We start from the raw sequence: 24,543 nt of genomic DNA, 5'->3' as shown, positions 1-24,543 counted from the left end.
AAGCACAAGGTAAGCAAAGTGCGGAGAATTAGGAAGGGTCTTTAAGAAACCTCTGCACGCTAAAGCTTCTGTTATTTAATAGAATATACTGCCCAATCGAATTGGATATAATGCTATCGAAAATATGGTGATAAGATTTGTAATCAGTAGGTCCGCGGTTCGAGTCCGTGTGGGGGCACCACTTTAAAGCAAAAACAGTATGCTAATCTACGCACATGGTCGATTTCGATCTATCTTGTGGAGCAAAGATCAAACGCGCTTGGTTACAACAAAGCTTGGCGCATTCGAATAAATTGAAAACTTTGTGCGCTATGTGAACAACACTACAGAACACAAAACCGAAAACCGCCATAGTCATGCCTATAACAAGTTTGCGTTTATGGTGTGTTTCGAACGCGAGATCGGTTTCTCCTCCCTGAGATAGGGGTGCGCTTTGTTTCCAGCGCGCCCCGTCTTTTTTTGGTACGATGTCACGCTTACCGACCCAACTCGGGCTTCCTTAGAAGCCGCGCGGTACGCCTTTGTCTAACGCTCTCACCGTCCTACAATTTGGGTGTGAACAAACGAAGCGAATGGCCATGTTGGAAGACAAGCGCAAAGATCTTGACTCGGAAAAGCAGAAACAACTCCTCCGGAAGTTGGTTGAAGATCTGAGTAAACAGCAGATCGACCTCTACTATCAGCCCACAAGCGAAATCGCCGCGTTTCTTGAGAAACAGATCGAAAGCGGTGAGTCTCTGCTGGCAGAAGACAGGGCGCTTCTACGTCGGTTGAGCCGCCGTGATATCGAAGTGCTTCTCAGTCTACACTGATAGATTTGCCAAAATTTTCTGCTAGATAAAGTGGTGGGCGACCCTGGAATCGAACCAGGCGTGCGTCTCCGCGAGGGAGTTACAGTCCCCTGCCACACCTTGCGGCCTGTCGCCCACTGTCAGGCGTTGCACCTAACGTGGAGGCGTGATTACTAGCGCACCAAAGGAGCGTCAACAGGAAAATACCGCTTTGACGCAGGAAATCGAACGCCCGGCCCGGAGGCCAATAAAATGAAGAAACCCAAGTGGGTCGTGGAAAAGGAACAGGCGCGTAAAGCAGCGGCTGCGGAAACGGTTTGGCTATTTGGTCTGCACGCCGTGCGTGATGCGCTTATGAACCCGAAACGGCAGAAATTGCGCCTGATTGTGACCCGAAATGCCCGTGACAAGCTGGCAGAAGCCATTGATTTTGCGGGCACCGAGGCCGAGATGGTCGATCCACGCAAGTTCAACGCTCCGATTGATCAGGGATCAGTCCATCAGGGTGCTGCCCTTGAGGTCAAGCCGCTGGAATGGGGCGGGTTGGCCGAAAACTGTATCGGGCGCGAACACCCTCGAGTGATTTTGCTGGATCGGGTGACAGACCCGCACAATGTCGGAGCGATTCTGCGCTCGGCCGAGGTACTGGGCGCCAGCGCTGTGATCGGAACGCGGCACCATTCCGCGCCTGAGACTGGGGCGCTGGCCAAAACCGCAAGCGGCGCTTTAGAGCGCCAGCCCTATTTGCGGGTCCGCAATCTGGCCGACGCGATTGTCGAGTTGCAGGGCATGGGATTTCTGGTGCTGGGTCTCGATGGTGAGGCTGAGGATACGATCGAGGCTGCCATAGGGGATCAACGTGATCGTCCGGTGGCGCTGGTTTTGGGTGCAGAAGGCCCCGGATTGCGACAGAAGACCAAGGAAACCGTGGACAAACTGGTGAAAATTGACGCAGCCGGTGGTTTCGGATCTCTGAACGTCTCAAATGCGGCGGCGATTGCCCTATATGCCTCACGGTACACAGGATAGGAGCGCGTCATTTCTGGCCCATCGAAAATCGCCACCTGCTGCTATTGCGGGACCCGAGCGGCGCTTGTCCTGAAGGGAAAGCAGCGGCATGAGTTGAGCTGTTCCAGTTGCGGCGCGCCGTTACATGACCTCAAGATGCTACCCAAGCGCAAGGTGACCGAAAGCGCGCCCAAGAAACATGCGGTATCCCATACCGCCCAGCCGAAATCAAAACGGAAGAAAAAGAAGAAAACGCTGTTTTCGCGCGTGATGGATGAGGCCTGGGATGTGATCGAGGATATCTTCGACTGATCCTCATGCCTTGGAATGATCACAACCGCGTCATCTGGGGTGTCTCGCAGCACAAAACGTTGCAGATTGAGATGCTGAGTCCATGAATCCGTTATACCTATGCCAATCCGCCACACTCTCATTGGCGCGCTGAGCGCCACTCTTCTCGCTTCTGCCGCTATTGCGCAGCCCATGCCCGTGTATTTCGCGCCCGAGGGGGCTGCGATGGCGGGATACGATCCAGTGTCCTATTTTCAGGGTGACATACCCGTGCAGGGCCGCCCCGAGATTTCAGTGACGTGGAAGGGAGCCGAATGGCATTTCGCGTCCCTCGAAAACCGCGCGCTGTTTGAGTCGAATCCGCGCGCCTTTGCCCCTCAATTCGGGGGGTATTGTTCCTACGCGATGGCACAGGGCATCCTCAAGGGAACCGATCCGGGGGCCTGGCAGGTGGTAGATGGGCGCCTGTACTTGACGTTTTCGCCTGAAATTGAGCGGAAATGGCGTGAGGATCAGTTGGAATACATCCATCAGGCCGAAGGGAACTGGCCTGAGATTCTGTATCGAGAATAGGCAACCTTCCGCCATTTGTGAAAAGTCATCACAAAAATGCGTGCACCCTCTTTTTTTTAACCAAAACATGCCTAAATGTCACAGTGACCGCGGAACGGAACTGCCGCGGGTCATTTCACTGTCCCTCGTTCCAACAACTGGCGCCCAAGGTTTCTTGGGCGCTTTTTTCTTTTTCAGCCGTCGCATAGGGTAGCGGCATGGCTGAATATTCTGATGAGTTCCTGAGATCCATTCTGAAGCGCACCAAGACCGTTGCCGTGGTCGGGGTGTCCATGAACGAGGTGCGGCCGAGTTTCTACGTGGCCCGCTATCTGTCGCTGAAAGGTTTTACCGTGATCCCGGTCAATCCCGGTCATGCGGGAAAGCAGTTGTTCGGCCAAACCGTGCGCGCCAGCCTGTCAGACATCACGGAAGATGTTGATATGGTGGATATCTTCCGCCGCTCTGAGGCTGTGCCTCCGATCGTGGATGAGGCGCTGGAGGTATTCCCATCCCTGCGCACCATCTGGATGCAAATCGGTGTTGAACACGCAGAGGCTGCCGCCAAGGCTGAGGCGCGCGGCGTGGATGTGGTGATGAATCGCTGCCCCAAAATCGAATATCAGCGCTTGTTCGGAGAACTGCGCATGGGCGGCTTTAGCACTGGTATCATTTCATCCAAGCTATAGCGTTACTGCGCCTGGTAGGGTTTGAGGCGGGCCACCTGCTCTTGCCTGCGCTTTTCCAGAACAACCTCGCGCGGGACCCAGTCATATCTTGTGTCTTCCTGCAGCGGAGACCAGAAAAGAACCCCGCCATAACGCCACGGGTCCAAAACCACGCCATCATAGAGCGACTCGCCGCGCGCGCTGATAATGGCTGTGCTGTGGTCGATTCGCAGTGGATTGTCGGCATTGGCGATGGCGCGATGCATGTCCAGCGTTTGGAAGTTCTCTTGCTTCAACCGCCGCTCGATATCTTCGGCCCAGTGCCAGCATAACCCACGCGGGCGCAGGCCCTTGTTGACCTTGGCATTGTGGATCAACGGAGGATCGGTGATCTCGTATTCCTGCACCAGCTGCGCGGTGTAAGAATACGCAATGCGGGCGGCCCGGTTGGCCTCAGCCGGATCAATATCGGGGCCGAGGCTTTGGATTTCCGAAGCAAGACGCTGAACTTCATCCCCGGTGGACGGCGGCGGGGCCGCACAGGCGCCCAAAGTCACGAGGGCCAGAACGCAGGCCAAAGCTCTGATCATTGTGATGTCCCTCGCCCGATAGACCGTGAAACATGATCATAGAACCGCTTCGGCGCGGACGGAAGACTGAGCTTAACTTTTTGGGCGTGCGGCCTTTTCGGCGATACCGCTAAGGCCCTGACGCCGAGCCAGCTCCGACAGCACATCGTCCAGCGCAACGTCGCGCGAGGCCAGCATGACCAGAAGGTGATACAGCACGTCGGCGGCCTCGGCCGTCAGCCCGTCTTTGTCATTCTTGACGGCTTCGATGATGGCCTCAACGGCCTCCTCGCCGAATTTCTCAGCGCATTTCTCTGGACCCTTGGCCAGCAGCTTTGCAGTCCAGCTGCTTTCTGGGTCCGCCCCTTTGCGCGCCTCGATTGTGGCGGCCAGATCGTGCAGGATGCTCATGTCAGCCTCATCGGGATACCGGCGGCGGCCATGTGTTCCTTGGCCTCGCGGATGGTGTATTCACCAAAATGGAAGATCGAGGCCGCAAGTACGGCGCTCGCCCCGCCCTCGGTGACGCCTTCGACCAGATGGTCCAGATTGCCAACCCCACCCGATGCGATCACAGGCACATCCACCGCGTCGCTGATTGCGCGGGTTAGCGGCAGGTTGAACCCTGACTTGGTTCCGTCCCGATCCATCGAGGTCAGCAGGATTTCTCCAGCACCTTTGGCAACCACGATTTTCGCGAACTCGACCGCGTCGATGCCGGTGGGTTTGCGGCCGCCATGGGTGAAGATCTCCCATTTTCCGGGGCTGACGGTTTTGGCGTCGATGGCGCAGACGATGCATTGGCTGCCGAACTGGTCTGCCGCCTCGGCAATGACATCCGGGTTGGCGACAGCGGCCGAGTTGAAGCTGACTTTGTCAGCCCCTGCCAGCAGCAGGGCACGCACGTCATCCTTGGTACGCACGCCGCCACCCACGGTCAAAGGAACAAAGCACTGCTCCGCCGTGCGCTGAACTACATCGAACATGGTACCGCGGTTCTCATGCGTTGCATGAATGTCCAGAAAACAGATCTCATCTGCGCCAGCGGCGTCATAGGCCTTGGCCGATTCCACCGGGTCGCCTGCGTCGCGCAGACCCACGAAATTCACACCTTTGACCACACGGCCATCGGCAACATCCAAACAGGGAATGATACGGGTTTTCAGCATGCGCTTTCCTTTGTTGCCCGCACCCTTACCGGCAAAGCCCCGCCGATGCCAGACTTGTGATTGTCACCCTTCTCAAACCTGTGAAAACTGTCCCCAAATTCATCAGGAGATCAATAAGATGCGAAACCTTATTCTGACCACCACTTTCCTTTTTGCAGGAGCAGTTGCCGCAATGGCTGACGATATCATCAAAGTAGAAACCACAAAATCTGTGCCCGAGGCGCTGGACGCACTCGAAGCCGCTGTGGGCAACGCAGGCGCAACGGTCTTCGCGCGCATCGACCACGCAGCCGGTGCCGAAAAAGTCGGCACGCCGATTCCGCCCAATCAGGTGCTGATCTTCGGCAACCCAGCCCTCGGGACACCCGCGATGCAGATCGACCCGCGTGCAGGCCTGTTCCTGCCGCTAAAAGTGCAGGCCTATGAGGATGCGAACGGGCAGGTCTGGCTGGCTTATGAAGACCCAAAAGAGACGATGGATGACCTTGATGAGGTCGAAAACTCGCCCGTGATCGAGAAAATGCGCGGTGCGTTGAAGAAACTGACCTCGGCTGCCGCGCAGTAAGGCGTTTAGCTCAGGGCGCGAATGGCGCCGGCCAGGTCAATCGCGCCATCATACAATGCCCGGCCCGAGATCGCGCCGTTCAGTTCAACTCCGCAATCGCGCAGGGCGATCAAATCGCCCAATGAACTGACGCCACCTGAGGCAATGACCGGGATGGAGACGGCTTGGGCCAGCGCGGCTGTGGCTTCGATATTCGGGCCCTGCATCGCGCCGTCACGGTTGATGTCGGTATAGATGATTGCCGCAACGCCAGCATCTTCGAAGCTGCGCGCCAGATCGGTGACCTGCACATCGGTTTCCTCGGCCCAGCCTTTGGTTGCGACCATGCCGTTGCGAGCGTCGATGCCAACTGCGACCTTACCGGGGAAGGCTTTTGCGGCCTCGCGCACCAGATCGGGGTTTTCGACGGCAACGGTGCCCAGAATGACCCGCGCCAAACCCTTTTCGATCCATGTCTCGATCGTAGCCATGTCGCGGATACCGCCACCCAGCTGAGCGGGCACGTCGCAGGCCTTCAGGATCGCCTCAACCGGGGCGGCATTGACCGGCTCGCCCGCGAAGGCACCGTTCAGGTCGACAAGGTGCAGCCACTCACATCCTGCATCAACAAAGGCACGGGCCTGCGCGGCCGGGTCTTCATTGAAAACGGTGGCTTTGTCCATTTCACCGCGCAGCAGGCGAACAGCGTTGCCGTCTTTCAGGTCGATGGCGGGATACAGGATCATGTCGGGCGGCCTTATCTGAATGTTACACGGGCGGCGTATCGCACAAGCGGGTTAGCGACGCAAAGTCAATCTTGCCCGAAGCCCGACACCGGGCCAGAGTGAACCCAAATCAGGGAGGTTATCATGAAGAAACTTGCACTTTCGATTGCTTTTGCATCGCTGGCCACAGGCGCGATGGCGGCAGATCCGGCGGATGGGCTTTGGAAAACACAACCGGGCGACACAGGTGGGTACCTGCACGTGTCGATCAGCGAATGCGGCAGCGCAATTTGCGGCACTATCGACAGCGCCTTTGACGGCAATGGCGACCAGATACTGGACTATGAAAACCTGGGCAAACAGATCATCTGGGACATGGTCGCAGAAGGCAGCGGCAGCTATGACAACGGCAAGATCTGGGCCCCCGATCGCGACAAGACCTACAACTCCAAAATGACACTGGACAGCCAGAACCAGCTCACGGTCAAAGGCTGTGTCGCAGGCGGATTGGTCTGCCGGGGGCAGACCTGGACTCGCATTCAGTAACGCCCTACGGCGCCCAAGTCAGGAAGTTGCCGATCATACGCAGGCCAACATCCTGGCTTTTCTCGGGGTGAAATTGCATCCCAAGCATCGTGTCGCGGCCAATTACGGCCGTGACGTCCTGCCCATAGTCCACGTAAGCCAGCCGCTGCGCCGGATCCGCGACGCGGAAATGGTAGGAGTGGACGAAATAGACATGATCGCCGGATTTGACACCATTAAACACCGGGTGATCGCTATCCAGAACAAGATCGTTCCAGCCCATATGCGGCACCTTGAGCGAAGCGTCCGAAGGCTCGATCCGCAGCACGTCCCCAGCGACCCAATCCAAACCATCGGTTTCGGTGTATTCATGGCCTTTTGAGGCCATCAACTGCATCCCAACGCAGATACCGAGGAAGGGGCGACCTTTCTGTTCGACCGCCTCAACCATTGCATCATAAATGCCCTTGTGACCGCGCAGCTCGGTAGCGCAAGCCGGGAAGGCTCCGTCCCCGGGTAGCACCAGCCGGTCCGCGCGCGCGACGACATCCGCGTCCGAGGTCACAACGACCTCACCCGCGTCCAGCTCTTTCGCCATGCGCTGAAAAGCTTTTTCGGCCGAGTGCAGGTTGCCGCTCTCGTAGTCGATGATCGCGGTGAGCATTTACAGCGCGCCTTTGGTTGACGGAATCGCATCCGCCTTGCGCGGGTCGGTTTCGACCGCATCCCGCAGGGCGCGGGCAACGGCCTTAAAGGCAGCCTCGGCGATGTGGTGGCTGTTGAAACCGTGCAGCTGATCAATGTGCAGTGTGATGCCGCCATGGGTACTGAGCGCCTGAAAAAACTCGCGCACCAGTTCGGTGTCGAACGTGCCGATCTTCTGGGTCGGCAGGTCCACGTTCCAGATCAGGAACGGGCGCGCTGACAGGTCCAGCGCACAACGCACCTGAGCGTCGTCCATGGGCAAGTGACACTCGCCGTAGCGGCGGATGCCTTTCTTGTCGCCCAGTGCCTGCGTCAGAGCCTGACCCAGCGCGATGCCGGTGTCTTCGACCGTGTGGTGGTCGTCTATGTGATAGTCGCCCTTGGCGCGGATCGTCATGTCGATCAGCGAATGACGCGCCAACTGATCCAGCATGTGATCAAAGAAGCCAACGCCGGTCTGGTTGTCATACTGGCCGGTGCCGTCCAGATTGACCTCGACCGAGATCTCGGTCTCGGCGGTCTGACGGCTGATCTTTGCGCTGCGCATGGGCGAATTCCTTTTGCTACAGGCGCGCTTATAGACGGGGTTGGGCGGGTTGATCCAGTGCCCGCAGCGCAATCGGTACAAACTGTTGCAGGGGATTGCACACAGGTCCGGGCCATGCCAGCCTGCCGGAAACTCAAGTCAAAAGGCCCGGCACATGTCCACCTGCGTTTTTATCCAGATCCGCTGCAAACCCGGCACCACCTACAAGGTCGCCGAAGAGATCGCCCTGCGCGAGATTCACTCAGAGCTTTATTCCACCAGCGGCGAATACGACCTGCTGCTGAAGCTCTATATCCCCGAAACCGAGGATGTGGGCCATTTCATCAACGAACACCTGCTGGTGATTCCAAACATCGAACGATCCTTGACCACGATGACGTTCAAAGCGTTCTGATCTGAACCTGCACTCTTGATGCGGCAGAATCGGCCCGGTAGCGAAAGACATCCGGGCCACAGCTAAACACAGAGCTAAACACAGACGCTCAGGCACCGCGTTCACATCGAAATTGATCAGTTGGAAAAGTTTGCATCTGGAGCGGGCGAGGCGATTCGAACGCCCGACCCTAACCTTGGCAAGGTTATGCTCTACCCCTGAGCTACGCCCGCATCAGATACATATGTTGGTCCGAAGACCTTAACTCAATGGAGCGGGCGAGGCGATTCGAACGCCCGACCCTAACCTTGGCAAGGTTATGCTCTACCCCTGAGCTACGCCCGCGCCGTTGAGTGAGGAGGGATGTATAAATTCCCGCGCGAGCCTGCAAGCGGAAAAAGACAAAAACCTGTAAAAATCTTTCGACGGAAATTCGGAGCTGACGCGTTGAATGGGTAATGAGGCTTACAAGGCGAAGGGACGCGTGATGAAATCAAGGGTATTGGCAGAAATGAAGACGGCACTGTTGGCGGCGCTGATTGTTTTCGCGGTATTGCTCTGCCCGCCCGAGGACGATCCGTTGGCCGAGGTCCCCTCCCCTATGTATGAGCGGCAGATTTTGACCGGATAGGCAATCTTGCCGGGACCTGCCAAAAGGGTATCGCATTCGGCGTAGGCGTGGTCCAAGCTGACCTCTGCGGACGGGCGCCAAATGTCGATCTCTCCGCAACGACCCTAGCAGCCAACAAGCCGCTTGCCAGTTACGGCATTTACCGATGAAGGCGCAGGATGTAACACCGGAGAAAGGAGCCCGGCAAAAACAGGACGAAGATGCAGGTTGTTATCCACGCAGGCGTGGCCTTTTCCGACAATGACCGGTTGATCGAAACCCTTATCGCGAACGCGTCGGTTCTGAACCAGCAGCGGGTCATCCCTCTGGACCTCGCGCAAGGGCGGCAGTTTGTGAAAGTCGCCTCAGATTCCATGACAACCGGAGTGCCTCTGCCAGAGGTTCTTATAGGCCTGAATGAGGTTCTTCCCGACCGCACCACTTGTGATCGCGTTGTCCTGTCCAGCGACAAGGTTTTTGGCCCCAGACGAGCCGCGATTCTGCACGGGCAGTTTTATCCAAATGCGGCTGAGCGGATTGCGTTCCTGGACCGTGTTCTAGAGTCGGATCAAATCGAGCTGTGTTTCGCGCTGGTCAACCCGGCGAGCTTCATCTCGAAATTGCTGATGTCGCTGCCCGAAGAGCGGCGGAAAGCCGTTCTAGGGAATACCGACTTGAGCAAACTGAACTGGCTGACCATGATCAACGACCTGCGAGAAAGAGCTCCGAACGTTCAGATCACGCTCTGGGCCAATGAAGACACTCCGCTTATCTGGGGCGATATCATCAGAACGCTTGCCAGACTGCCTGACAAGGCGGCCCTGCAACATGAATACGCGTTCATTGCCTCAGTGCTGACGGACGCGGGCCGTGCAGAGCTGACGCAACTGCTGGAACAAATTGCCTGGCAGGATCGGGATATGCTGCGGGAAAGTCTGACCCATCTGTTCGATGAACATGCCGACCCCGCGCAGGTCGAGGAGGAACTGGAGATTCCAGGCTGGAATTCCGACGTGGTCAGCGCGTTTTCCGAGATCTATGAACAGGATCTCGCGGCACTACGCGCCATGCCGGGCGTAAGGGTGCTGCAGCCCTGACACGGGCTGCATTGCATTACATACCCAGCGCTTCCTTATACATTTCGAGAACCGCCTCTTCTTCGGCGATATCATCCTTGTCGCGCTTGCGCAGAGCGACCAGTTTGCGCATGACCTTGGTGTCGTAGCCGCGCGCTTTCGCTTCGGCCATGACCTCTTTCTGTTGCTCGGCCAGATCTTTCTTTTCGGCATCCAGACGCTCGATCCGTTCGATGAACTGGCGCAGCTCGCCTGCTGTCACGCGGTAGTTGGCGGCGGCCTGATCTTCGGTCATGTCTTCCATGTAGGTCTCTCCCAGAGGCTGAATTGCGATGCTGAGACATCGGGCATGGTGCCGGATACATCGCCGGTGCCCGGGTCGCAAGCACCCAATCCCATGGGCGGGCTTGTCGGCAGGCCCCTGATCCGCTAAGCGCAAAAACACGGCACCAGCAAAGGCAGGCAACCATGTTCGAAATCATTACCTGGGGCGGCGCCGCCCTGTCAGTGGCCGGGCTTGTCGGTCTGATCTGGTGTATTCTGCGCGTAATGAAGGCCCGCAAAGCGGGCCTTTCAGATGACGAACTGCGCGCTGTTGTTCAGGGTGTTCTGCCCTGGAACCTTGGGGCGTTGTTTCTGTCGGTCATGGGGCTAATGCTGGTCATCCTCGGCATTTCGCTGGGATAACCCGACCGATCAGATCGGCAAATTGTCAAACCGCGCTTCCATCGCGTCCTCGCACAGGGCCGCATCCAGATGGCGCATGCGCGACGGAACATGCATCCCCTGCTGACGCATGCGATCTACGATCTTGCTGAAACTGGGCTGCAGCGCCAATCGGGTATCCAGACACGCGTTCTGAAGTTTTTGCTCAAGCTCTTGCGCTTCGAAATAGAGGTTATCTGTCGTCATTGTGATCCTCCCAATTGTCAGTATCCCCGATATAGGTAACGCGGATACGACACGAAGATGCTACCGGAAACGATGGCGGTTTATTGCCCGCTAAAATAGCCTGTTCGGCAAATCTGCGCGTCTGGGTTAAAGTTTAGGCAAATTTCATATGTCGTGCCTTGACGGACATCAAAAGCCGAACTGACTCTTGTATCACATTCTGCTTTTCCTATATGTCGTCTAAGTGGAGGAAACCATGAAGCCAAAAGTGAAAGCGTTCTTCGACGACCAGACCTTTACGGTCTCGTACGTCGTCCACGAAGACAGCAGCCGCGCTTGTGCGATTATCGATAGCGTTCTGGATTTCGATCATGCCTCGGGCCGGACGGGGACAAGCTCTGCCGACCAGATCATCGCTTATGTACACGCCAAAGACCTCAAGACCGAGTGGATTTTGGAAAGCCATGTGCATGCAGACCACCTCTCGGCTGCGCCATATCTGCAGCAGGAACTGGGCGGCAAAATCGGGATCGGACATCACATCGTCGAGGTGCAAGAAACCTTTGGCAAAATCTTCAACGAAGGGACCGAGTTCCAGCGCGATGGCAGCCAGTTTGATGCCCTCTTCCGCGAGGGCGACAGTTTCCACATCGGGCAGATGCGAGGCGATGTGCTGCACACGCCCGGTCATACGCCGGCCTGCCTGACCTACGTGATTGGGGATGCCGCTTTTGTCGGCGACACCTTGTTCATGCCCGATTTCGGCACCGCACGATGCGATTTCCCGGGCGGCTCGTCCGAGACCCTTTTTGCTTCAATCCAGAAAATCCTGTCTCTGCCCGATGAGACCCGCATTTTTGTGGGGCACGACTACAAGGCCCCGGGCCGGGATGAATATGCATGGGAGACAACGGTGGGCGAGCAAAAAGCGCTGAACATCCATATCGGGCAAGGTCGCAGCATCGAAGAGTTTGTGGGAATGCGGGATGCGCGCGACGCGACCCTCTCTAAACCCAGGCTGATTCTGCCATCGCTTCAGGTCAATATGCGCGCGGGACAGATGCCCCCGGCCGACGAACAGGGCGATGTTTTCCTGAAGTTGCCGATCAACAAGCTGTGACCCGCGCCACCAGTATAGGATGGATATAAGATGAACCCGGACTGGATATGGGGCCTGTGTGGCGGCATCCTGATCGGCTGCGGCGCTGCGCTTTACCTGCTTGGCAATGGCCGGATCATGGGGGCCAGTGGCATTCTGGGAGGTTTAATCGACGGCCCGGCAAGGCGCGAGAAACTGGCATTTGTTGTGGGGCTGATCGGTATGCCGCTGATTATGAGCCGTCTGATGAGCGAACAGCCTCAAACTCACCTGACAGAAAATCTGAGCCTTCTGGTCGTAGCCGGGTTGCTGGTTGGCATTGGCACGCGGCTGGCTAACGGTTGCACATCGGGCCATGGGGTCTGCGGCATCTCTCGATTTTCACTGCGCGGGATTGTCGCGACCCTTATCTATATCGGTGCCGGAGCGGTGGTTTTAGCCCTGTTCCGCCACGGTTTGGGGTTGATCTGATGCGGTTGTTGATCGCTTTGCTATCGGGCGCGCTGTTTGGCGCGGGGCTGTTGCTGTCGGGCATGACGGACACCCAAAAGGTTCAGGGCTGGTTGGATATCTTCGGCGCATGGGACCCGACACTGGCCTTTGTCATGGGAGGCGCGATTCTGCCCATGTTGGTCGCGTGGCGCATGACCAGGACCCGCCAACCGTTGACTGGCGGCACATTTCCCGCACCTGCACGGCCCGAACTTGACCGAGGGCTGATCCTCGGCTCAGTCCTGTTTGGCGCAGGCTGGGGATTGGTCGGTCTATGCCCCGGCCCAGCCATGGCAGCACTGTCCTATGGCGGGACCAGCAGCGCCGTTTTTCTGGTTGCGATGGCGGCGGGGATGCGGCTGGCACCGGGGCTGCGCGCGCAACTGGACAGGGCGGCCAACCCGGCCTAATCAATTGGCATGGAGATTCGACCAATAACCCCCCGCTACGCCGTGTCCCCGCAGATCACTGTCGAGGACGTGCCCGCCATTGCCGAGGCCGGCTTCGTCAAGGTTATCTGCAACCGACCCAATGCTGAAGTTCCCGAGATCATGCAATCAGATGCCATCGGAGACGCGGTCCGCGCAGCCGGGCTGGAATACGAGGTGCTAGAACTGACCCACCAGACCATAACACCCGAGAATGTCGCTCGGCAGAGGGATATGGCCGAAAATTGCTCTGGCCCGGTTCTGGCATATTGCGCGTCCGGAACGCGTTGCTCGGTCGTTTGGGCTTTGGGTCAATGCGACCAGATGAGTACGGATGAGATTCTGACAGCCACCACCAATGCTGGATACCAATTGGAGCAGCTGCGCCCCACTCTGGATCAACTGCGCAACACGTCAGACTAAATCAGACCTCCCCATCCTTCGGGCCAACGAGGCCCGCCAGTTGCGAGATTTCCGCGACCATTCGATCGGGTTCAACAAGGCTCAGGTCGTCGTGGAGGGGATCGACACCTGTAGAGCTCGCGACCATATCGAGAGGGTCGGACAGGATATCTACGTCTGTGTCAGCCATATCGCCCCGGACACTGGCCGGGCGGCTTTCTATGAATTCGGCGGGCTCCAAAGCATCCAGCGCAGGCAGCGGTACGTTTTCGTTCAGCCGAACGGCGCGCATCCCGCCCGATTGCCCCAGACGACCGACTGAGGCGCGAGTACGTTCGATGGTCAGAACCTCGGTCCGGTCCAACCGCGCGCCGGTCAGAGGCAACAGGCTGCCCACCTCAAGCCCGGACAGATGCGCCAAAGGCAACCTCATCCGGCACACCACGGCGTTCAGCTCGGCCCGGACAACGCCTGATGACTGCTCCAGCCGAGGGCCCGTATCGACGTCCAGCTCGATCTCAGCCTCATCGGGCGCAGGCGGATCAGGCAGCACAATCGTGATCTGCCCCTGACGCAACCCGCCTCCAAGTTCCACGGTAAGGTCAAAAACACGGTAGCTATCTGCCACCAGAGACAAGGTCAGGCCGCGCAAATCCACCGCCCTTGAGGCATACTCAAACCCCATCAGCCCCTGCTGATCTTCCGGATCGACCAGAACCACAGCACGGCGCAACGCATCTTCAACCAGTGGGGCGGCCATGGCGGCATCCGTATCCGTAAAGCCCCGCTCGGCGGGCGCGTCCGGTGTAACGTCACCAATGGTTTGGGTCTGAACGATGGCCGAGACGCAGTTCAAATCCAGACAGGCCGCCACAACCCCATCGGAACCCGTAAATTTCAGCAGTAACCAATCTTCGACCAATGTGGTCGCAAGCCCGGCCTGCGCCCGATCTGCCTGTTTTGCCCCGATAACGGCCAGCGGAAGGTTAAAACGCTCACCCGCGGCCCGTGCAAAGCCCAGACGCAACGCCCGCAGGATCGAGCGGGGTCGATCCACCAGATCCCCCTGCCCCACTGACAATTTGCGCGCCAAAGCGGCGCCGGCTGTGTGTGCCATGGCTTCGGTACCATCCGGTTTCTTGTCGTGAATCTTGGTGTAACCCAGCAGAGGTTACGAACTTCTTTAAACCGAACTATTGCGCGGCCTGCCGGTAGGCCAAGGGCAGGCTGACGCGGAACGCCGCACCGCCCTGCCCCGTCAGATATGTGATATCGCCGCCCAAACGGTGCATGATCTCGCGGCAAATCGCTAAACCCAGCCCGGCACCGCCGGCCTTGTCCCCTCCGACCCGCGCAAATTTCTCAAAAATCATAGACCGCGCCTCAGGCGGAACACCGCTGCCATTGTCGATAAAGTCCACAACCAGTTGCCCGCCCACATCATGCGCCGAGATCGTCAAAACGGGCTCATCGGCATCACAGTATTTCCGCGCGTTGGAGATGAGGTTGATAAACACCTGCCCCAAGCGGTCGAGATCAGTTTGCAAGGGGATACGCTCGGATGCCTTGCTGCGCCGCACAACCAACCGCTGATCCGTGCCCGCCAGCGCGCTGGAGATCGACCGATCCAGAACCGAACGCAACGTATCGTCGCCGAGGTTCAACCTGACCTGCCCATTCTCAAGAACGCTGAGGTCGAGTAGATCGTCCAGCAGACGTGTCAGGCGGAGCGCCTCGTCGTGAATGATGGCGGCATAGCGGGTCTGTTCTTCACCGCTCAGCCCTTCGGTGTCGCGCATAATCTCGGAAAACGCCCGGATCGAGGTCATGGGCGTGCGCAATTCATGACTGACCTGGCTGAGGAAGCTGTCTTTCTGCTCGGATATTTGGGTTAGCTTTGCGTTGGCATCGCGCAACTGGCGTGCCGTGCGGCTAAGTTCGGCAGATTTCTCTTCCAACTGGCTGGAATACTCCAACAATTGCGCAGATTCGTCAGCGACGGCCAGGAGGTCCTCGACCGAAACCGAGGCTCCTCCCACGATCTGCCCGATCATCGCATGCGCGGTGGCCGCCCCTACTGAGCCGCTGAGCTCCCTCTCAAGCCGGGCCAGAAATCCGGGTGTCGGCTCGGGCAAAGGCGAGCGTCCGCCCTGAAGCTCGGCCTCGCGCTGGAACAGTTCCTGGGCGGGTGATGTGCCCAGAATGCGCTGCGTCATGATCATCAGGTCTTCGCTTTGCGCAACCGACCCGGTCCAACCGCGCGGCGCGACCGAGTGGTCAAAGACATTGACGAACTGCGCGCCCTGAAGCCGCTCCAACGGGCTGGGAAAGCTCAGCAGGGACGCAACACAGAACACAATCGCATTCAAGGAAATTGACCACATGACCGAATGCACCATTGGGTCGATACCTTCGATCCCGAACAAGGCCTGAGGTCGCAGCCATGCAATACCAAATGGGCCGTTCAGCAGCACACTCTCGGGCATCCATGCCGCCCCCATTCCGGGTAGAAGCAGGGTGTAGATCCACAGAACAAAGCCCACGGTCAAACCTGCCAGGGCACCGGTTCTGGTGGCCCCGCGCCAGAACAATCCGCCGACCATCGCGGGCAGGATTTGCGAAATACCGCTAAAGGCCACCAACCCGATCGAGGCCAACGCCGCGCCGCCGCCAGACAGACTGTAGTAGAAATAGCCCAGCGCCATTATCGCAGCGATCGAGATACGTCGCGCCATCAATACGATGTTGCGCACGTCTCCGGGCACGGACCCGACCCGCTCATGCGTGTTCAGCCAGATCGGCATTACGACGTGGTTCGAAACCATCGTCGACAGGGCCATTGCCGTTACGATCACCATCGAGGTGGCCGATGAGAACCCTCCGATAAAGGACAGCATCGCCAGCCCGTCCTTGCCTTGCGATAAAGGTACGGTCAGAACGAACAGATCCGGGTTGGACCCTTCCGGCAATAAATCGAGGCCGACAACGGCGATGGGGACAACAAACAGGCTCATCAGCAGCAAGTATAAGGGAAAGGCCCAGGCGGCGGTGCGCAGATGGCCCTCGTCATCATTCTCAACCACCATCACCTGGAACATGCGCGGCAAGCATACAAAGGCGGCGGCGGACAAGAAGATAAAGGTCGTCCAGCGACCGGCATCCACTTGCCATTTACCAATTTCGGAGGCGTCGATCCGCTCCATCATCGGGCCAAAGCCACCGGCAACGCCCCAGACCACGAAGATACCGACAGCCACCAGCGCAAAAAGTTTGACCACCGACTCGACCGCAATGGCTGTGACCACACCGTGGTGGCGTTCATTGGCATCCAGATTGCGGGTGCCGAACAGGATCGCGAACATCGCCAGCCCAGCCGCCACCCAGAACACGCTGGAGCCTTCGCGGTAGAGGCCCGAGGGGTCGGCCTCGGCAAAGATCGAGAAAGACAGGGTAATCGACTGCAATTGCAGCGCAATATAGGGCGTGCCGCCAATCACGGCCAGAATCGTGACGCACACCGCCAGCATGTTCGACTTGCCATAGCGCGAGGACAACAGGTCCGCGATCGAGGTCACGCGCTGGCTGCGCCCGACGCGCACCAGTTTGCGCAGCCCCCACCACCAACTGATCATCACCAGCGTCGGCCCGAGGTAGATTGTCACGAACTCCAACCCCGACCGCGCCGCATTGCCGACCGCGCCGTAAAAGGTCCAGGCCGTGCAGTAGATCGACAGGGACAGCGTGTAGATCAAAGGAGAACGCAGCCATTTGCCCCGCCCGGCCACCGCCATCCTGTCTGCGGCAAAAGCGACGCCGAACAAAAGAACGACGTAGCCCAGACAGACCAGAATCAGGACGTTCAGCGTTGCCATCAGCCCGCGTCCGAACCGTGGCTGTCATCCACGCCAGAGCGCCGGGCAATGAGGCCAAAAATCAGGCTGATCAGAATCAGACCGATCCAGCAGGCGAAAATGTAGAAGATTGCCGACGACAGCGGCACGCCGCCGGATTCAGACTCGGCATCCGGCCACAGCAGCGGTAGCACCAGTAGCGCGCCGCCCAGAAAGGGCAGTAACCGAGCCGAATCCGCCAACCTGCGCCGGCGATAGCTTTGCCGTTCCAGAAACAACGAGGGCCGCGCACCGCGCGACGTGCGGTCCTGACCCTCGGGCGACGTCATAGCTGCGTCGCCTGCGCATGCAGATCGCGTACAGCGGTCAGCACCTCAGCGTTGGAAAAAGGTTTGGTCATGAAGCGGCTGACGCCCGCATTCTCGGCCATCTCACGATCTCTGGACTGCCCGCGCGCGGTCAGCATCAGAACCGGTAGGTCCCGCATGTCGTCCAAGGCGCGCAGATCACGCAGAATGTCCATCCCACTCTTGCCCGGCAACATCACGTCCAGAATCACCAGATCAGGCTGCGCGCCCTGAATGACCTGAAGCGCATCCGCACCATCGCCATGTGTCTCGACCTGCCACCCCTCGCGAGTCAGCAAGAACCGGATGGCCTCGGCAATGTTGGGCTCATCCTCAATTAACAGAACCTTACGGCTCATTTGTGTATATCCTCCCGATGACTGGCCTCCACCCCGGAACCGGTCTTCGCCAGATTAAGCGGTTGTTCGGGAACCTGTCAAAAGCCTTCGCTGAGAATTGACGGCTCGCGACGAGAACCGCAATCGCCGCTTGGGCAAATCCGGCAGCTTGGCCCGACCCGTGTCACCTCTGGGTTCAGTTCGGCCTCGACCAGCGGCCATATCAGCATGGCCGCGCGATAAGAAGGTTCCTGGTCGTATCCGGACACGCCGTGCGGCCAGGCATAAGCATGACATTCGAACATTGCAGCAGCACGCCCCTGCTGCGCGACCTGCCGTCTGATCGGAACCAGAGGCCGGTTCAGCGCAGAAAACAGCGGCCAATGCGGGCAGGCCTCGCCATGGCGCGGCAGCGACAGGCCGGTGACAGGTTTCAGGAACAGGAGACTGCCCGAGCCGTCGCAGATCACCAGCCCTACTGGGCGGTTCAGCACCTTTTCGGGCAGGCTGGCTAGGCGTCGGAACACTGTCGGCAGATCGACCGAGAATCGCTGGGCCAGTTCCAGAGGGTTCGGATCACCATCTGCAAGCGTGGTTTTGAGGGCATCAAGCGGCATGGCCTTGGCGTCAGCCTCACTCTGCTTTAGCCATTCCCCTGCAAGGTTCCGTGCAGCCGAGGTATTTAGACCCTCTAGATCTATGACCTCTGCCCCTTCCCCGGCGTCGATTTCTGGAAAGCTATAGCCGCGCGCTTCAAGAAACACCTCAACCTCTTCCAGCGGTGCGCCACGCGGGTCTTTCGACGTATCGCTTTCGTCTAGGTAGGTCACCAGCGCCTTTGAACTGTCGGCCAGTCGCTCGGCATCCTGATGAAGGTTCTGGTGGAACCGATCCTGCCACTCGGCGTCGATATCCTGCGGGTCGGCCAGAATCGCTGCGGTCGACCGAATCGCCGCTGCGGTCGACAGCACTTCGTGCATCGAGGCCGCCAGATGCGGGTCATGGGTCAATCGGTCCGAAAGCGTTGCAACCGTCCGTTCCAATGACACCACACGACGATGCATTTGCGCCAATACTCCCGACCAACCAGGAAAGCGGCCTGCAAACTCCTCAAGCGTTTCAATTTCGGCCTGCTGGCCAACTGCATCGGCCGCCGCTTCGCGCAAGGCCGATATCAAGGTCGCTTCGATCCCTTGCGTCAACACGGAGGGCTCAACTGCCAGCGCCCCTGCAATATCGACCAGCAATTTGCCCCCGATCCGGCGGCGGTTGTGCTCGATCAAGTTCAGATAAGAGGCCGAGATCCCCACCTGACGCGCAAGTTCCGCCTGCCTTAGACCCGCAATCTGCCGTCGTTCGCGGATCCGGCTACCGGTCAGCAAATCCCGCATGATCAAGGTCCTCAGTCACGTTTAGCTATATCTGGGCAGTTGTATTTTCAGTTTATTCTATCATTTTCCTAATGTTATGCACCAGTTTTCACATTGAGTTGACAAGATTAACAACGTCCGGTCCTCGATGGCACCGTCAGACGCGCTTCGCCCCTTCTCATTTCCTGCATTTACCGCCACCATATGAGTATGAGCGATCCAGCTTTTGAATATGCACCCATCGGCCTTGTCGAATTGGAAAACCGCATCATCCGACGGTGCAACTTGCAATTTGCGCGCACCTTTGGCGGGGATGAAGCCGAATACAATAATATGCCCTTGCTGCATCTCTACCCTTCGGTCGCGGATTGGGAGAGAATCGGGCAACGCAGCCTGCAGGTGATGCGCGATACCGGCTACTACACCGATGAACGTGTGATGCGACGTCGGAACGGAGACCTGTTCTGGTGCCGCGCGCGAGGACGCTCGCTGACCCCTGACGATCCGTTTCGCCATGGAATCTGGAGCTTTTCCGACATCTCCGAGGAGCGCCCGCTGGTGGAACTGACCGTGCGCGAGCGCGAAGTGGCGATCCTGTCTTGTCGCGGCCTGTCGGCTAAGGAAATCGGGATGGAGCTGGGCCTGAGCTACCGCACGATCGAGGCCTACCGCGCCCGGCTACTGGAAAAATTCGGCGCTAGGAAACTGCCGGAACTGGTTGCAAAGCTCTCTGGCATGCCGCTGTAAGAACAACCGCCCGTAATAAACCATCCAAACCCCCTGTTTTCAGGCTTAAACGGCGCTTTTCATGGCTGCTCGCTTGGCTTATAACCCTGCGTAATCAGATCGAAGCCCGCGTAGATACAGACGGGCCAAAGGGGAACCTTCGAGGATACTCATGACAGATACCAAACACGAAGCGGATGTGGCGTTCATCAAAGCCTTGGCCGAACTGCTGCGCGAAAATGACCTGACCGAGCTGCAGGTCAAACGCGAATATGGCGAGGAAGACAGCCTGAACGTGCGCGTCAGCCGCGCAACGCAAACGGTTACCGCTCCGGTTCAGGTTGCCGTTCCGGCCGCAGCCGCAGCACCTGTCGCTGCCGCGCCGGCCCCTGCAGCAGCCCCCGCAGCCCCGGTCGCGGATGTGGAAGACCCGGCCAGCCATCCCGGCGCTGTGACCTCGCCTATGGTCGGCACGGTTTACATGCAACCCGAGCCCGGTGCGCCCTCTTTCGTTTCGGTCGGTGCGTCTGTTTCGGAAGGGGACACGCTGCTTATCGTCGAAGCGATGAAGACGATGAACCATATCCACGCGCCCAAATCAGGCACCGTGAAACGCATTCTGGTCGGCGATGGCGACGCTGTGGAATTCGGTACCCCTCTGGTCATCATCGAGTAAGGCGGGCCCATGTTCGACAAGATCCTGATTGCCAACCGAGGCGAGATCGCCCTGCGCGTCATCCGCGCCGCGCGCGAGATGGGGATTAAGACGGTCGCCGTCCACTCCACCGCCGACAGCGACGCAATGCATGTGCGCATGGCGGACGAATCGGTCTGCATCGGCCCCCCGCCCAGCCCGCAAAGCTATCTGTCTGTCCCCGCGATCATCTCGGCCTGTGAGATCACCGGCGCGCAGGCGATCCACCCCGGCTATGGCTTCCTATCCGAGAACGCCGAGTTCGTGCAAATCGTCGAAGACCACGACATCACCTTCGTCGGCCCCACCGCCGAACATATCCGCGTGATGGGTGACAAGATCACCGCAAAGGACACGATGAAAGCGCTGGGTGTACCGTGTGTTCCTGGCTCCGACGGTGGTGTTCCGACATTGGAAGACGCAAAGCGTATCGGTGAGGAATTCGGCTATCCCGTCATCATCAAAGCAACCGCCGGTGGCGGCGGACGCGGCATGAAAGTCGCGATGAGCGCGGATGAGATGGAAAGCGCCTTCATGACCGCACGTGCCGAAGGTAAAGCCGCCTTTGGCAACGATGAGGTCTATATCGAGAAATACCTCACCACACCGCGCCATATCGAGATTCAGGTCTTCGGTGACGGCAAAGGCAACGCCGTCCATCTGGGCGAGCGCGACTGTTCGCTTCAGCGTCGTCACCAGAAAGTGTTCGAAGAGGCCCCCGGCCCCTGCATCACCCCCGAAGAACGCGCCAAGATTGGCAAGATCTGCGCCGACGCGGTAGCCAAGATCAACTATATCGGCGCGGGCACCATCGAGTTCCTGTACGAAAAAGGCGAGTTCTACTTCATCGAGATGAACACCCGCCTGCAGGTGGAACACCCGGTGACCGAGGGCATCTTTGGCGTCGATCTGGTGCGCGAACAAATCCGTGTGGCCTCGGGCCTGCCGATGTCGTTCGGGCAGGATGACCTTGAGATCAATGGTCACGCCATCGAGGTTCGGATCAACGCAGAAAAGTTGCCCAACTTCTCGCCCTGCCCCGGCAAGATCAGCGCGTATCACGCACCGGGTGGCCTGGGCGTGCGGATGGATTCGGCGCTTTACGATGGTTATTCGATCCCTCCCTACTACGACTCGCTGATTGCCAAACTGATCGTTCAGGGCCGCGACCGCGCCGAGGCTCTGGCCCGTCTGGAGCGCGCCTTGGGTGAGTTGATCGTTGACGGCATCGACACCACAGTGCCTCTGTTCCACGCACTCTTGCAGGAGCCGGACATCCATAGCGGCGACTACAATATCCACTGGCTGGAGCATTGGCTTGCGGAGAATATGGCCGACTAAACCCACAGGGTCGGTTGGCATGCGCCGCCCGGCCCTTGGATGCTTCTCATGAGCCTGTCACCAGAACTCTTGTTGCATGGCTATTCGATCGGCATCTTCCCGATGGCCGAGCATCGCGATGACCCGGACCTGTTCTGGGTCGACCCCAAGTTCCGCGGGATTTTCCCGCTGGACGGTTTCCACATCTCGCGCAGCCTTGCACGGCGGATACGGAGATGCGGCTTTACCATCTCGATCAATCAGGATTTCGAAGGCGTTGTCGATGGGTGTGCCGATCGTGCGGACACATGGATCAACGCCGAGCTGCGAGACCTCTATCGACAGGTGTACAACGCAGGCCAAGCGCATTCTGTGGAAGTATGGGAGGATGACCAGCTTGTAGGAGGCGTTTTCGGAGTGGCTCTGGGCGCAGCGTTCTTTGGCGAGAGCATGTTCTCACGTCGCACCGACGCCTCGAAAATCGCGCTGGCTTATCTGGTGGACCGACTGCGACAGACCGGTTTTTTGCTGTTCGACACCCAATTTCTGACCGCCCATCTGGCCTCACTCGGCGCGATCGAAATCCCCCGGAGTGACTATCGAAAAGCGCTGGAAGAAGCGATTGGCGATAGCGCTGACTTTGCGGCTGAAGTGCCTCAGTCCGCCGATGGGGTGATACAGCGGATCACCCAAACGTCGTAGCGTGAATGATCTAAGGCATTCAGTGCCGGAGAGGTCGCGATCATCCACCCGTCGAACAACTGCTCCGCCTTGCCCTGTTCCCAGATGGTCAGGAAGGCAAACGCATCCCCGGTCGGGTTATCGACGGGATAGCGGCAATCCCCCAAAGCGACATCCAGACCAAAGACGGCCTGTGTCTGACCAGTCTGCAGCTCAACATCCACGGTCTGACCGTTGACCTTATCCAAGCCGCGCAACATCGCGCCGGGTCCGGACTGAACCGTTTGCTGAGCTGTCGCGGATGTCGCGGCCAGCGTCAAAGCAAATGCCAAAGCGCGCATCATTCGCTGCCGTCTCCGGCGACGAACTTCACCAGCAACGAGATCAGGCTGACCGCGCCCTGTGTATCTTCGATCTGATCGCCGGGCTCAAAATAGAACGGAGAACCGCCCGGCATCACCTCAACAAAATTGCCCCCCAACAACCCTTCCGAGGAAATCACGATGGCACTGTCATCGGGCACGAGGACACCATCCGCGACCGAAAAGGTCGTATCAGCGCGGTAAGTCTCGGGGTTCAGGGTTACGTCGGTGACGGTCCCGATTTTGACGCCCGCAAGGCGTACATCCGTCCCGACATTGACCCCTTCCAGCGACCGGAAGGACGCGCCCAGCTCATATCCGGCGCTGCCTTGCGACAGGCCGGTGGATTGGCTGGCATAAACACCAAACGCGACGGCACAGGCCAAAACGGCACCGCCGACGAATACTTCGGTCCAGTTGTGGGTCGACATTGCTCGCCTCGTCTTATTCCGGGCTCCAGGCCTCGTAGTCTTTGCGCTCAACAGGCTCTGCCCGGCGCAATGACCCCGCAGGGGTGTAAGCAAGCGCGGTGCCTGTCAGGTTCTCCTGATGCGGTTTTTCCCAGGCCTTGTGCGCCAGTGGTTTGTCAGTCGGCGGCTCATCCCAGGTGCGGTGAAGCCAACCATGCCAATCTGGATCAACCCTGCTGGCTTCAGCCTCACCATTGAAAATTACCCAGCGTTTGCTGTCATCGGCGGTTCTATAGAAGACGTTGCCTTCATTGTCCTCACCAACTTTAACACCTTTACGTGCGGTGAAAATCTGTGTGTTCAGGGTTGCCCCGTTCCACCAGGTTACGGCACGCAAAAAAGTGTTCAGGATGCCCATGATCCGCCTCCGGCAATTCGGTCCCGAGAAGGTATGACCCAAAGGCGCGCCAAGGTCCAGTACCCGCCGCGTGACTGCGTCACTGCGGCAATAAAGCGGTCACTTCGATCTCAATCCGGTATTTGGGGTCGATCAAACCGCATTCAATCATCGTCGCAGCCGGAGGGTTGGCTCCAAAAACCTCGGACAACACGGGCCAGCAAGGCTCGAACTCGGTCCGGTCGGGCAGCATGTAGGTCACACGAACAACATCGACGAAACCTGCGCCAGCCTCTACCAATGCTTTCCCAATGACGTCCAAGGCTGATCTGCATTGATCTACAACGCTCTCACCCTGTCCAACAGTGCCGGAAACGTGAACCCACCCTCCGGCCACCACGGCGCGGCAATAGCCGACCTTGCCCTCAAATTCACCACCTGAAGAGATACGCTTGATTGCGGTCACGGCTCATTTCTCCGAGTATTTGAATGTCATGAGATTTTGCGAGGCTCTGCCTCGCGCTCCGGGATATTTTTGGCCAGATGAAGTAAAGGATCCCCTTTTAAACTGGCTGGAAATAC

Annotated in this window: 36 protein-coding genes and 4 tRNA genes; 19 read left to right on the top strand and 21 right to left on the bottom strand. The window is 58.5% G+C overall.

From position 1 onward, the window contains the following. The first annotated feature begins 64 nt into the window (after window positions 1-64). Window positions 65-181 (top strand) — tRNA-Thr (locus ACR0J4_RS13475). A 457-nt stretch (window positions 182-638) separates the two neighbouring features. Further along, window positions 639-812, top strand: a complete 174-nt coding sequence (locus tag ACR0J4_RS13470) for a hypothetical protein (protein ID WP_480668695.1) — start codon at window positions 639-641, stop codon at window positions 810-812. Between the two features lie 31 nt (window positions 813-843). Here ACR0J4_RS13470 and ACR0J4_RS13465 read toward each other — a convergent pair. Next, window positions 844-927, bottom strand: a tRNA-Tyr gene (locus ACR0J4_RS13465). Window positions 928-1,043: 116 nt separating this feature from the next. Here ACR0J4_RS13465 and rlmB point away from each other — a divergent pair. The 4 genes from rlmB (at window position 1,044) to ACR0J4_RS13445 (ending at window position 3,331) form a co-directional block, all read left to right on the top strand. Next, window positions 1,044-1,820: a 23S rRNA (guanosine(2251)-2'-O)-methyltransferase RlmB gene (gene rlmB, locus ACR0J4_RS13460; protein WP_170480235.1), complete on the top strand. Its 777-nt coding sequence runs from the start codon at window positions 1,044-1,046 to the stop codon at window positions 1,818-1,820. Between the two features lie 9 nt (window positions 1,821-1,829). After that, window positions 1,830-2,111 carry a hypothetical protein gene (locus tag ACR0J4_RS13455; protein ID WP_170554427.1) on the top strand — a complete coding sequence of 94 codons (282 nt, stop codon included), beginning with the start codon at window positions 1,830-1,832 and terminating at the stop codon, window positions 2,109-2,111. 171 nt (window positions 2,112-2,282) lie between these two features. Further along, complete coding sequence (locus ACR0J4_RS13450) at window positions 2,283-2,663, top strand: YHS domain-containing (seleno)protein (RefSeq protein WP_480668694.1); 381 nt, start codon at window positions 2,283-2,285, stop codon at window positions 2,661-2,663. A 197-nt stretch (window positions 2,664-2,860) separates the two neighbouring features. Next, window positions 2,861-3,331: a CoA-binding protein gene (locus ACR0J4_RS13445; protein ID WP_170643061.1), complete on the top strand. Its 471-nt coding sequence runs from the start codon at window positions 2,861-2,863 to the stop codon at window positions 3,329-3,331. 2 nt (window positions 3,332-3,333) lie between these two features. On the opposite strand, the gene ACR0J4_RS13440 is transcribed toward ACR0J4_RS13445, so the two are convergent. From ACR0J4_RS13440 to hisF, 3 genes are all read right to left on the bottom strand, one after another. Next, entirely contained in the window at window positions 3,334-3,900 is a 567-nt protein-coding gene (locus ACR0J4_RS13440; protein ID WP_170374931.1) for a hypothetical protein, read from the bottom strand. Window positions 3,901-3,972: 72 nt separating this feature from the next. Continuing rightward, entirely contained in the window at window positions 3,973-4,290 is a 318-nt protein-coding gene (locus ACR0J4_RS13435; RefSeq protein ID WP_170643062.1) for a phosphoribosyl-ATP diphosphatase, read from the bottom strand. Further along, window positions 4,287-5,048, bottom strand: coding sequence for an imidazole glycerol phosphate synthase subunit HisF (hisF, locus tag ACR0J4_RS13430; protein ID WP_170643063.1), 762 nt, complete (start codon window positions 5,046-5,048; stop codon window positions 4,287-4,289). The genes ACR0J4_RS13435 and hisF overlap by 4 nt, the downstream gene beginning before the upstream one ends. A 118-nt stretch (window positions 5,049-5,166) precedes the next feature. Here hisF and ACR0J4_RS13425 point away from each other — a divergent pair, with 118 nt between their 5' ends. Beyond that, window positions 5,167-5,613 carry a DUF302 domain-containing protein gene (locus ACR0J4_RS13425; protein WP_480668693.1) on the top strand — a complete coding sequence of 149 codons (447 nt, stop codon included), beginning with the start codon at window positions 5,167-5,169 and terminating at the stop codon, window positions 5,611-5,613. 5 nt (window positions 5,614-5,618) lie between these two features. Here the strand turns inward: ACR0J4_RS13425 and hisA are convergent, their stop codons facing one another. Then, window positions 5,619-6,338: a 1-(5-phosphoribosyl)-5-[(5-phosphoribosylamino)methylideneamino]imidazole-4-carboxamide isomerase gene (gene hisA, locus ACR0J4_RS13420; protein ID WP_170374925.1), complete on the bottom strand. Its 720-nt coding sequence runs from the start codon at window positions 6,336-6,338 to the stop codon at window positions 5,619-5,621. 123 nt (window positions 6,339-6,461) lie between these two features. Here hisA and ACR0J4_RS13415 point away from each other — a divergent pair, with 123 nt between their 5' ends. Beyond that, window positions 6,462-6,863 (top strand): DUF2147 domain-containing protein, encoded by a 402-nt coding sequence (locus ACR0J4_RS13415; RefSeq protein WP_170374923.1) that lies wholly within the window; start codon window positions 6,462-6,464, stop codon window positions 6,861-6,863. Window positions 6,864-6,867: 4 nt separating this feature from the next. On the opposite strand, the gene hisH is transcribed toward ACR0J4_RS13415, so the two are convergent. Together hisH and hisB are read right to left on the bottom strand one after the other, a co-directional pair. Next, window positions 6,868-7,506, bottom strand: a complete 639-nt coding sequence (gene hisH, locus ACR0J4_RS13410; RefSeq protein WP_170374921.1) for an imidazole glycerol phosphate synthase subunit HisH — start codon at window positions 7,504-7,506, stop codon at window positions 6,868-6,870. Then, window positions 7,507-8,094 carry an imidazoleglycerol-phosphate dehydratase HisB gene (gene hisB / locus ACR0J4_RS13405; protein ID WP_170374919.1) on the bottom strand — a complete coding sequence of 196 codons (588 nt, stop codon included), beginning with the start codon at window positions 8,092-8,094 and terminating at the stop codon, window positions 7,507-7,509. It lies immediately after the preceding gene. A 154-nt stretch (window positions 8,095-8,248) separates the two neighbouring features. Between hisB and ACR0J4_RS13400 the strand changes: the two genes are divergently transcribed. Next, window positions 8,249-8,488, top strand: a complete 240-nt coding sequence (locus ACR0J4_RS13400) for an Lrp/AsnC family transcriptional regulator (RefSeq protein WP_050602861.1) — start codon at window positions 8,249-8,251, stop codon at window positions 8,486-8,488. A 137-nt stretch (window positions 8,489-8,625) separates the two neighbouring features. Here ACR0J4_RS13400 and ACR0J4_RS13395 read toward each other — a convergent pair. The 3 genes from ACR0J4_RS13395 to ACR0J4_RS13385 all read right to left on the bottom strand — a co-directional run bounded on the left by ACR0J4_RS13395 (window position 8,626) and on the right by ACR0J4_RS13385 (window position 9,154). Beyond that, window positions 8,626-8,700: transfer RNA gene (locus ACR0J4_RS13395), tRNA-Gly, on the bottom strand. 37 nt (window positions 8,701-8,737) lie between these two features. Beyond that, a tRNA-Gly gene (locus ACR0J4_RS13390) sits at window positions 8,738-8,812 on the bottom strand. A gap of 120 nt (window positions 8,813-8,932) precedes the next feature. After that, window positions 8,933-9,154, bottom strand: a complete 222-nt coding sequence (locus ACR0J4_RS13385; protein ID WP_170554104.1) for a hypothetical protein — start codon at window positions 9,152-9,154, stop codon at window positions 8,933-8,935. Window positions 9,155-9,298: 144 nt separating this feature from the next. Here ACR0J4_RS13385 and ACR0J4_RS13380 point away from each other — a divergent pair, with 144 nt between their 5' ends. Then, window positions 9,299-10,174 carry a hypothetical protein gene (locus ACR0J4_RS13380; RefSeq protein ID WP_170554100.1) on the top strand — a complete coding sequence of 292 codons (876 nt, stop codon included), beginning with the start codon at window positions 9,299-9,301 and terminating at the stop codon, window positions 10,172-10,174. Between the two features lie 16 nt (window positions 10,175-10,190). Here the strand turns inward: ACR0J4_RS13380 and ACR0J4_RS13375 are convergent, their stop codons facing one another. Further along, window positions 10,191-10,457 (bottom strand): DUF2312 domain-containing protein, encoded by a 267-nt coding sequence (locus ACR0J4_RS13375; protein WP_170374913.1) that lies wholly within the window; start codon window positions 10,455-10,457, stop codon window positions 10,191-10,193. Window positions 10,458-10,621: 164 nt separating this feature from the next. On the opposite strand from ACR0J4_RS13375, the gene ACR0J4_RS13370 reads away from it, so the two are divergent. After that, a complete protein-coding gene (locus ACR0J4_RS13370; protein ID WP_170468076.1) occupies window positions 10,622-10,840 on the top strand; it encodes a hypothetical protein in 219 nt (72 codons plus the stop codon). A gap of 9 nt (window positions 10,841-10,849) precedes the next feature. Here the strand turns inward: ACR0J4_RS13370 and ACR0J4_RS13365 are convergent, their stop codons facing one another. Continuing rightward, window positions 10,850-11,065: a hypothetical protein gene (locus tag ACR0J4_RS13365; RefSeq protein WP_170374909.1), complete on the bottom strand. Its 216-nt coding sequence runs from the start codon at window positions 11,063-11,065 to the stop codon at window positions 10,850-10,852. Between the two features lie 235 nt (window positions 11,066-11,300). Here ACR0J4_RS13365 and ACR0J4_RS13360 point away from each other — a divergent pair, with 235 nt between their 5' ends. Genes ACR0J4_RS13360 through ACR0J4_RS13345 form a run of 4 tightly spaced genes read left to right on the top strand, consistent with a single transcriptional unit; the run spans window position 11,301 to window position 13,486 of the window. After that, complete coding sequence (locus ACR0J4_RS13360) at window positions 11,301-12,164, top strand: MBL fold metallo-hydrolase (RefSeq protein WP_170643064.1); 864 nt, start codon at window positions 11,301-11,303, stop codon at window positions 12,162-12,164. A 30-nt stretch (window positions 12,165-12,194) separates the two neighbouring features. After that, window positions 12,195-12,614 carry a YeeE/YedE thiosulfate transporter family protein gene (locus ACR0J4_RS13355; protein ID WP_170643065.1) on the top strand — a complete coding sequence of 140 codons (420 nt, stop codon included), beginning with the start codon at window positions 12,195-12,197 and terminating at the stop codon, window positions 12,612-12,614. After that, window positions 12,614-13,045, top strand: a complete 432-nt coding sequence (locus ACR0J4_RS13350; RefSeq protein WP_170643066.1) for a DUF6691 family protein — start codon at window positions 12,614-12,616, stop codon at window positions 13,043-13,045. Before ACR0J4_RS13355 ends, ACR0J4_RS13350 begins: the two co-directional genes overlap by 1 nt. A 9-nt stretch (window positions 13,046-13,054) precedes the next feature. After that, entirely contained in the window at window positions 13,055-13,486 is a 432-nt protein-coding gene (locus ACR0J4_RS13345; protein ID WP_170643067.1) for a TIGR01244 family sulfur transferase, read from the top strand. Between the two features lies 1 nt (window position 13,487). Here ACR0J4_RS13345 and ACR0J4_RS13340 read toward each other — a convergent pair whose 3' ends face one another. The 5 genes from ACR0J4_RS13340 to ACR0J4_RS13320 all read right to left on the bottom strand — a co-directional run bounded on the left by ACR0J4_RS13340 (window position 13,488) and on the right by ACR0J4_RS13320 (window position 19,392). Then, the gene (locus tag ACR0J4_RS13340; RefSeq protein ID WP_170747307.1) at window positions 13,488-14,582 is read right to left on the bottom strand and encodes a flagellar motor switch protein FliM; all 1,095 of its coding nucleotides are present in this window, start codon (window positions 14,580-14,582) and stop codon (window positions 13,488-13,490) included. 76 nt (window positions 14,583-14,658) lie between these two features. Further along, window positions 14,659-17,337, bottom strand: a complete 2,679-nt coding sequence (locus ACR0J4_RS13335) for an ATP-binding protein (RefSeq protein ID WP_170643069.1) — start codon at window positions 17,335-17,337, stop codon at window positions 14,659-14,661. Next, window positions 17,337-17,645 (bottom strand): hypothetical protein, encoded by a 309-nt coding sequence (locus ACR0J4_RS13330; protein WP_170554079.1) that lies wholly within the window; start codon window positions 17,643-17,645, stop codon window positions 17,337-17,339. Before ACR0J4_RS13330 ends, ACR0J4_RS13335 begins: the two co-directional genes overlap by 1 nt. Beyond that, window positions 17,642-18,022, bottom strand: a complete 381-nt coding sequence (locus ACR0J4_RS13325) for a response regulator (protein ID WP_170480270.1) — start codon at window positions 18,020-18,022, stop codon at window positions 17,642-17,644. Before ACR0J4_RS13325 ends, ACR0J4_RS13330 begins: the two co-directional genes overlap by 4 nt. A gap of 77 nt (window positions 18,023-18,099) precedes the next feature. Then, entirely contained in the window at window positions 18,100-19,392 is a 1,293-nt protein-coding gene (locus ACR0J4_RS13320; protein ID WP_170643070.1) for a helix-turn-helix domain-containing protein, read from the bottom strand. Between the two features lie 189 nt (window positions 19,393-19,581). Between ACR0J4_RS13320 and ACR0J4_RS13315 the strand changes: the two genes are divergently transcribed. The 4 genes from ACR0J4_RS13315 (at window position 19,582) to aat (ending at window position 22,813) form a co-directional block, all read left to right on the top strand. Then, a complete protein-coding gene (locus ACR0J4_RS13315; RefSeq protein WP_170460784.1) occupies window positions 19,582-20,118 on the top strand; it encodes a LuxR C-terminal-related transcriptional regulator in 537 nt (178 codons plus the stop codon). Between the two features lie 151 nt (window positions 20,119-20,269). Then, window positions 20,270-20,773, top strand: coding sequence for an acetyl-CoA carboxylase biotin carboxyl carrier protein (accB, locus tag ACR0J4_RS13310; protein WP_170643071.1), 504 nt, complete (start codon window positions 20,270-20,272; stop codon window positions 20,771-20,773). A 9-nt stretch (window positions 20,774-20,782) separates the two neighbouring features. After that, window positions 20,783-22,132 carry an acetyl-CoA carboxylase biotin carboxylase subunit gene (accC, locus tag ACR0J4_RS13305; protein WP_170643072.1) on the top strand — a complete coding sequence of 450 codons (1,350 nt, stop codon included), beginning with the start codon at window positions 20,783-20,785 and terminating at the stop codon, window positions 22,130-22,132. A gap of 48 nt (window positions 22,133-22,180) precedes the next feature. After that, a complete protein-coding gene (gene aat / locus ACR0J4_RS13300) occupies window positions 22,181-22,813 on the top strand; it encodes a leucyl/phenylalanyl-tRNA--protein transferase (protein WP_170643073.1) in 633 nt (210 codons plus the stop codon). Here the strand turns inward: aat and ACR0J4_RS13295 are convergent. The 4 genes from ACR0J4_RS13295 to ACR0J4_RS13280 form a co-directional block, all read right to left on the bottom strand. Continuing rightward, window positions 22,768-23,136, bottom strand: coding sequence for a DUF2155 domain-containing protein (locus ACR0J4_RS13295; protein WP_170643074.1), 369 nt, complete (start codon window positions 23,134-23,136; stop codon window positions 22,768-22,770). The genes aat and ACR0J4_RS13295 overlap by 46 nt on opposite strands. Beyond that, the gene (gene mlaD, locus ACR0J4_RS13290; protein ID WP_170468107.1) at window positions 23,133-23,585 is read right to left on the bottom strand and encodes an outer membrane lipid asymmetry maintenance protein MlaD; all 453 of its coding nucleotides are present in this window, start codon (window positions 23,583-23,585) and stop codon (window positions 23,133-23,135) included. The genes ACR0J4_RS13295 and mlaD overlap by 4 nt, the downstream gene beginning before the upstream one ends. 13 nt (window positions 23,586-23,598) lie before the next feature. Further along, a complete protein-coding gene (locus tag ACR0J4_RS13285; RefSeq protein WP_170468109.1) occupies window positions 23,599-23,982 on the bottom strand; it encodes an NADH:ubiquinone oxidoreductase subunit NDUFA12 in 384 nt (127 codons plus the stop codon). A 79-nt stretch (window positions 23,983-24,061) separates the two neighbouring features. Then, window positions 24,062-24,427, bottom strand: a complete 366-nt coding sequence (locus tag ACR0J4_RS13280; RefSeq protein WP_170643075.1) for a RidA family protein — start codon at window positions 24,425-24,427, stop codon at window positions 24,062-24,064. Between the last annotated feature and the right edge of the window lie 116 nt (window positions 24,428-24,543).

The organism is Ruegeria sp. B10 (genome assembly GCF_056539825.1).
This window is presented reverse-complemented; position numbering and strand designations above follow the sequence as displayed.

Bases quoted from the DNA above. Each gene is read 5' to 3' on its own strand.
- rlmB (WP_170480235.1), top strand. From the start codon at position 1,044: ATGAAGAAACCCAAGTGGGTCGTGGAAAAGGAACAGGCGCGTAAAGCA.
- ACR0J4_RS13450 (WP_480668694.1), top strand. From the start codon at position 2,283: ATGCCCGTGTATTTCGCGCCCGAGGGGGCTGCGATGGCGGGATACGAT.
- ACR0J4_RS13445 (WP_170643061.1), top strand. From the start codon at position 2,861: ATGGCTGAATATTCTGATGAGTTCCTGAGATCCATTCTGAAGCGCACC.
- ACR0J4_RS13440 (WP_170374931.1), bottom strand. From the start codon at position 3,900: ATGATCAGAGCTTTGGCCTGCGTTCTGGCCCTCGTGACTTTGGGCGCC.
- ACR0J4_RS13435 (WP_170643062.1), bottom strand. From the start codon at position 4,290: ATGAGCATCCTGCACGATCTGGCCGCCACAATCGAGGCGCGCAAAGGG.
- hisF (WP_170643063.1), bottom strand. From the start codon at position 5,048: ATGCTGAAAACCCGTATCATTCCCTGTTTGGATGTTGCCGATGGCCGT.
- ACR0J4_RS13425 (WP_480668693.1), top strand. From the start codon at position 5,167: ATGCGAAACCTTATTCTGACCACCACTTTCCTTTTTGCAGGAGCAGTT.
- hisA (WP_170374925.1), bottom strand. From the start codon at position 6,338: ATGATCCTGTATCCCGCCATCGACCTGAAAGACGGCAACGCTGTTCGC.
- ACR0J4_RS13415 (WP_170374923.1), top strand. From the start codon at position 6,462: ATGAAGAAACTTGCACTTTCGATTGCTTTTGCATCGCTGGCCACAGGC.
- hisH (WP_170374921.1), bottom strand. From the start codon at position 7,506: ATGCTCACCGCGATCATCGACTACGAGAGCGGCAACCTGCACTCGGCC.
- hisB (WP_170374919.1), bottom strand. From the start codon at position 8,094: ATGCGCAGCGCAAAGATCAGCCGTCAGACCGCCGAGACCGAGATCTCG.
- ACR0J4_RS13400 (WP_050602861.1), top strand. From the start codon at position 8,249: ATGTCCACCTGCGTTTTTATCCAGATCCGCTGCAAACCCGGCACCACC.
- ACR0J4_RS13380 (WP_170554100.1), top strand. From the start codon at position 9,299: ATGCAGGTTGTTATCCACGCAGGCGTGGCCTTTTCCGACAATGACCGG.
- ACR0J4_RS13375 (WP_170374913.1), bottom strand. From the start codon at position 10,457: ATGGAAGACATGACCGAAGATCAGGCCGCCGCCAACTACCGCGTGACA.
- ACR0J4_RS13370 (WP_170468076.1), top strand. From the start codon at position 10,622: ATGTTCGAAATCATTACCTGGGGCGGCGCCGCCCTGTCAGTGGCCGGG.
- ACR0J4_RS13365 (WP_170374909.1), bottom strand. From the start codon at position 11,065: ATGACGACAGATAACCTCTATTTCGAAGCGCAAGAGCTTGAGCAAAAA.
- ACR0J4_RS13360 (WP_170643064.1), top strand. From the start codon at position 11,301: ATGAAGCCAAAAGTGAAAGCGTTCTTCGACGACCAGACCTTTACGGTC.
- ACR0J4_RS13355 (WP_170643065.1), top strand. From the start codon at position 12,195: ATGAACCCGGACTGGATATGGGGCCTGTGTGGCGGCATCCTGATCGGC.
- ACR0J4_RS13350 (WP_170643066.1), top strand. From the start codon at position 12,614: ATGCGGTTGTTGATCGCTTTGCTATCGGGCGCGCTGTTTGGCGCGGGG.
- ACR0J4_RS13345 (WP_170643067.1), top strand. From the start codon at position 13,055: ATGGAGATTCGACCAATAACCCCCCGCTACGCCGTGTCCCCGCAGATC.
- ACR0J4_RS13340 (WP_170747307.1), bottom strand. From the start codon at position 14,582: ATGGCACACACAGCCGGCGCCGCTTTGGCGCGCAAATTGTCAGTGGGG.
- ACR0J4_RS13335 (WP_170643069.1), bottom strand. From the start codon at position 17,337: ATGGCAACGCTGAACGTCCTGATTCTGGTCTGTCTGGGCTACGTCGTT.
- ACR0J4_RS13330 (WP_170554079.1), bottom strand. From the start codon at position 17,645: ATGACGTCGCCCGAGGGTCAGGACCGCACGTCGCGCGGTGCGCGGCCC.
- ACR0J4_RS13325 (WP_170480270.1), bottom strand. From the start codon at position 18,022: ATGAGCCGTAAGGTTCTGTTAATTGAGGATGAGCCCAACATTGCCGAG.
- ACR0J4_RS13320 (WP_170643070.1), bottom strand. From the start codon at position 19,392: ATGCGGGATTTGCTGACCGGTAGCCGGATCCGCGAACGACGGCAGATT.
- ACR0J4_RS13315 (WP_170460784.1), top strand. From the start codon at position 19,582: ATGAGCGATCCAGCTTTTGAATATGCACCCATCGGCCTTGTCGAATTG.
- accB (WP_170643071.1), top strand. From the start codon at position 20,270: ATGACAGATACCAAACACGAAGCGGATGTGGCGTTCATCAAAGCCTTG.
- accC (WP_170643072.1), top strand. From the start codon at position 20,783: ATGTTCGACAAGATCCTGATTGCCAACCGAGGCGAGATCGCCCTGCGC.
- aat (WP_170643073.1), top strand. From the start codon at position 22,181: ATGAGCCTGTCACCAGAACTCTTGTTGCATGGCTATTCGATCGGCATC.
- ACR0J4_RS13295 (WP_170643074.1), bottom strand. From the start codon at position 23,136: ATGATGCGCGCTTTGGCATTTGCTTTGACGCTGGCCGCGACATCCGCG.
- mlaD (WP_170468107.1), bottom strand. From the start codon at position 23,585: ATGTCGACCCACAACTGGACCGAAGTATTCGTCGGCGGTGCCGTTTTG.
- ACR0J4_RS13285 (WP_170468109.1), bottom strand. From the start codon at position 23,982: ATGGGCATCCTGAACACTTTTTTGCGTGCCGTAACCTGGTGGAACGGG.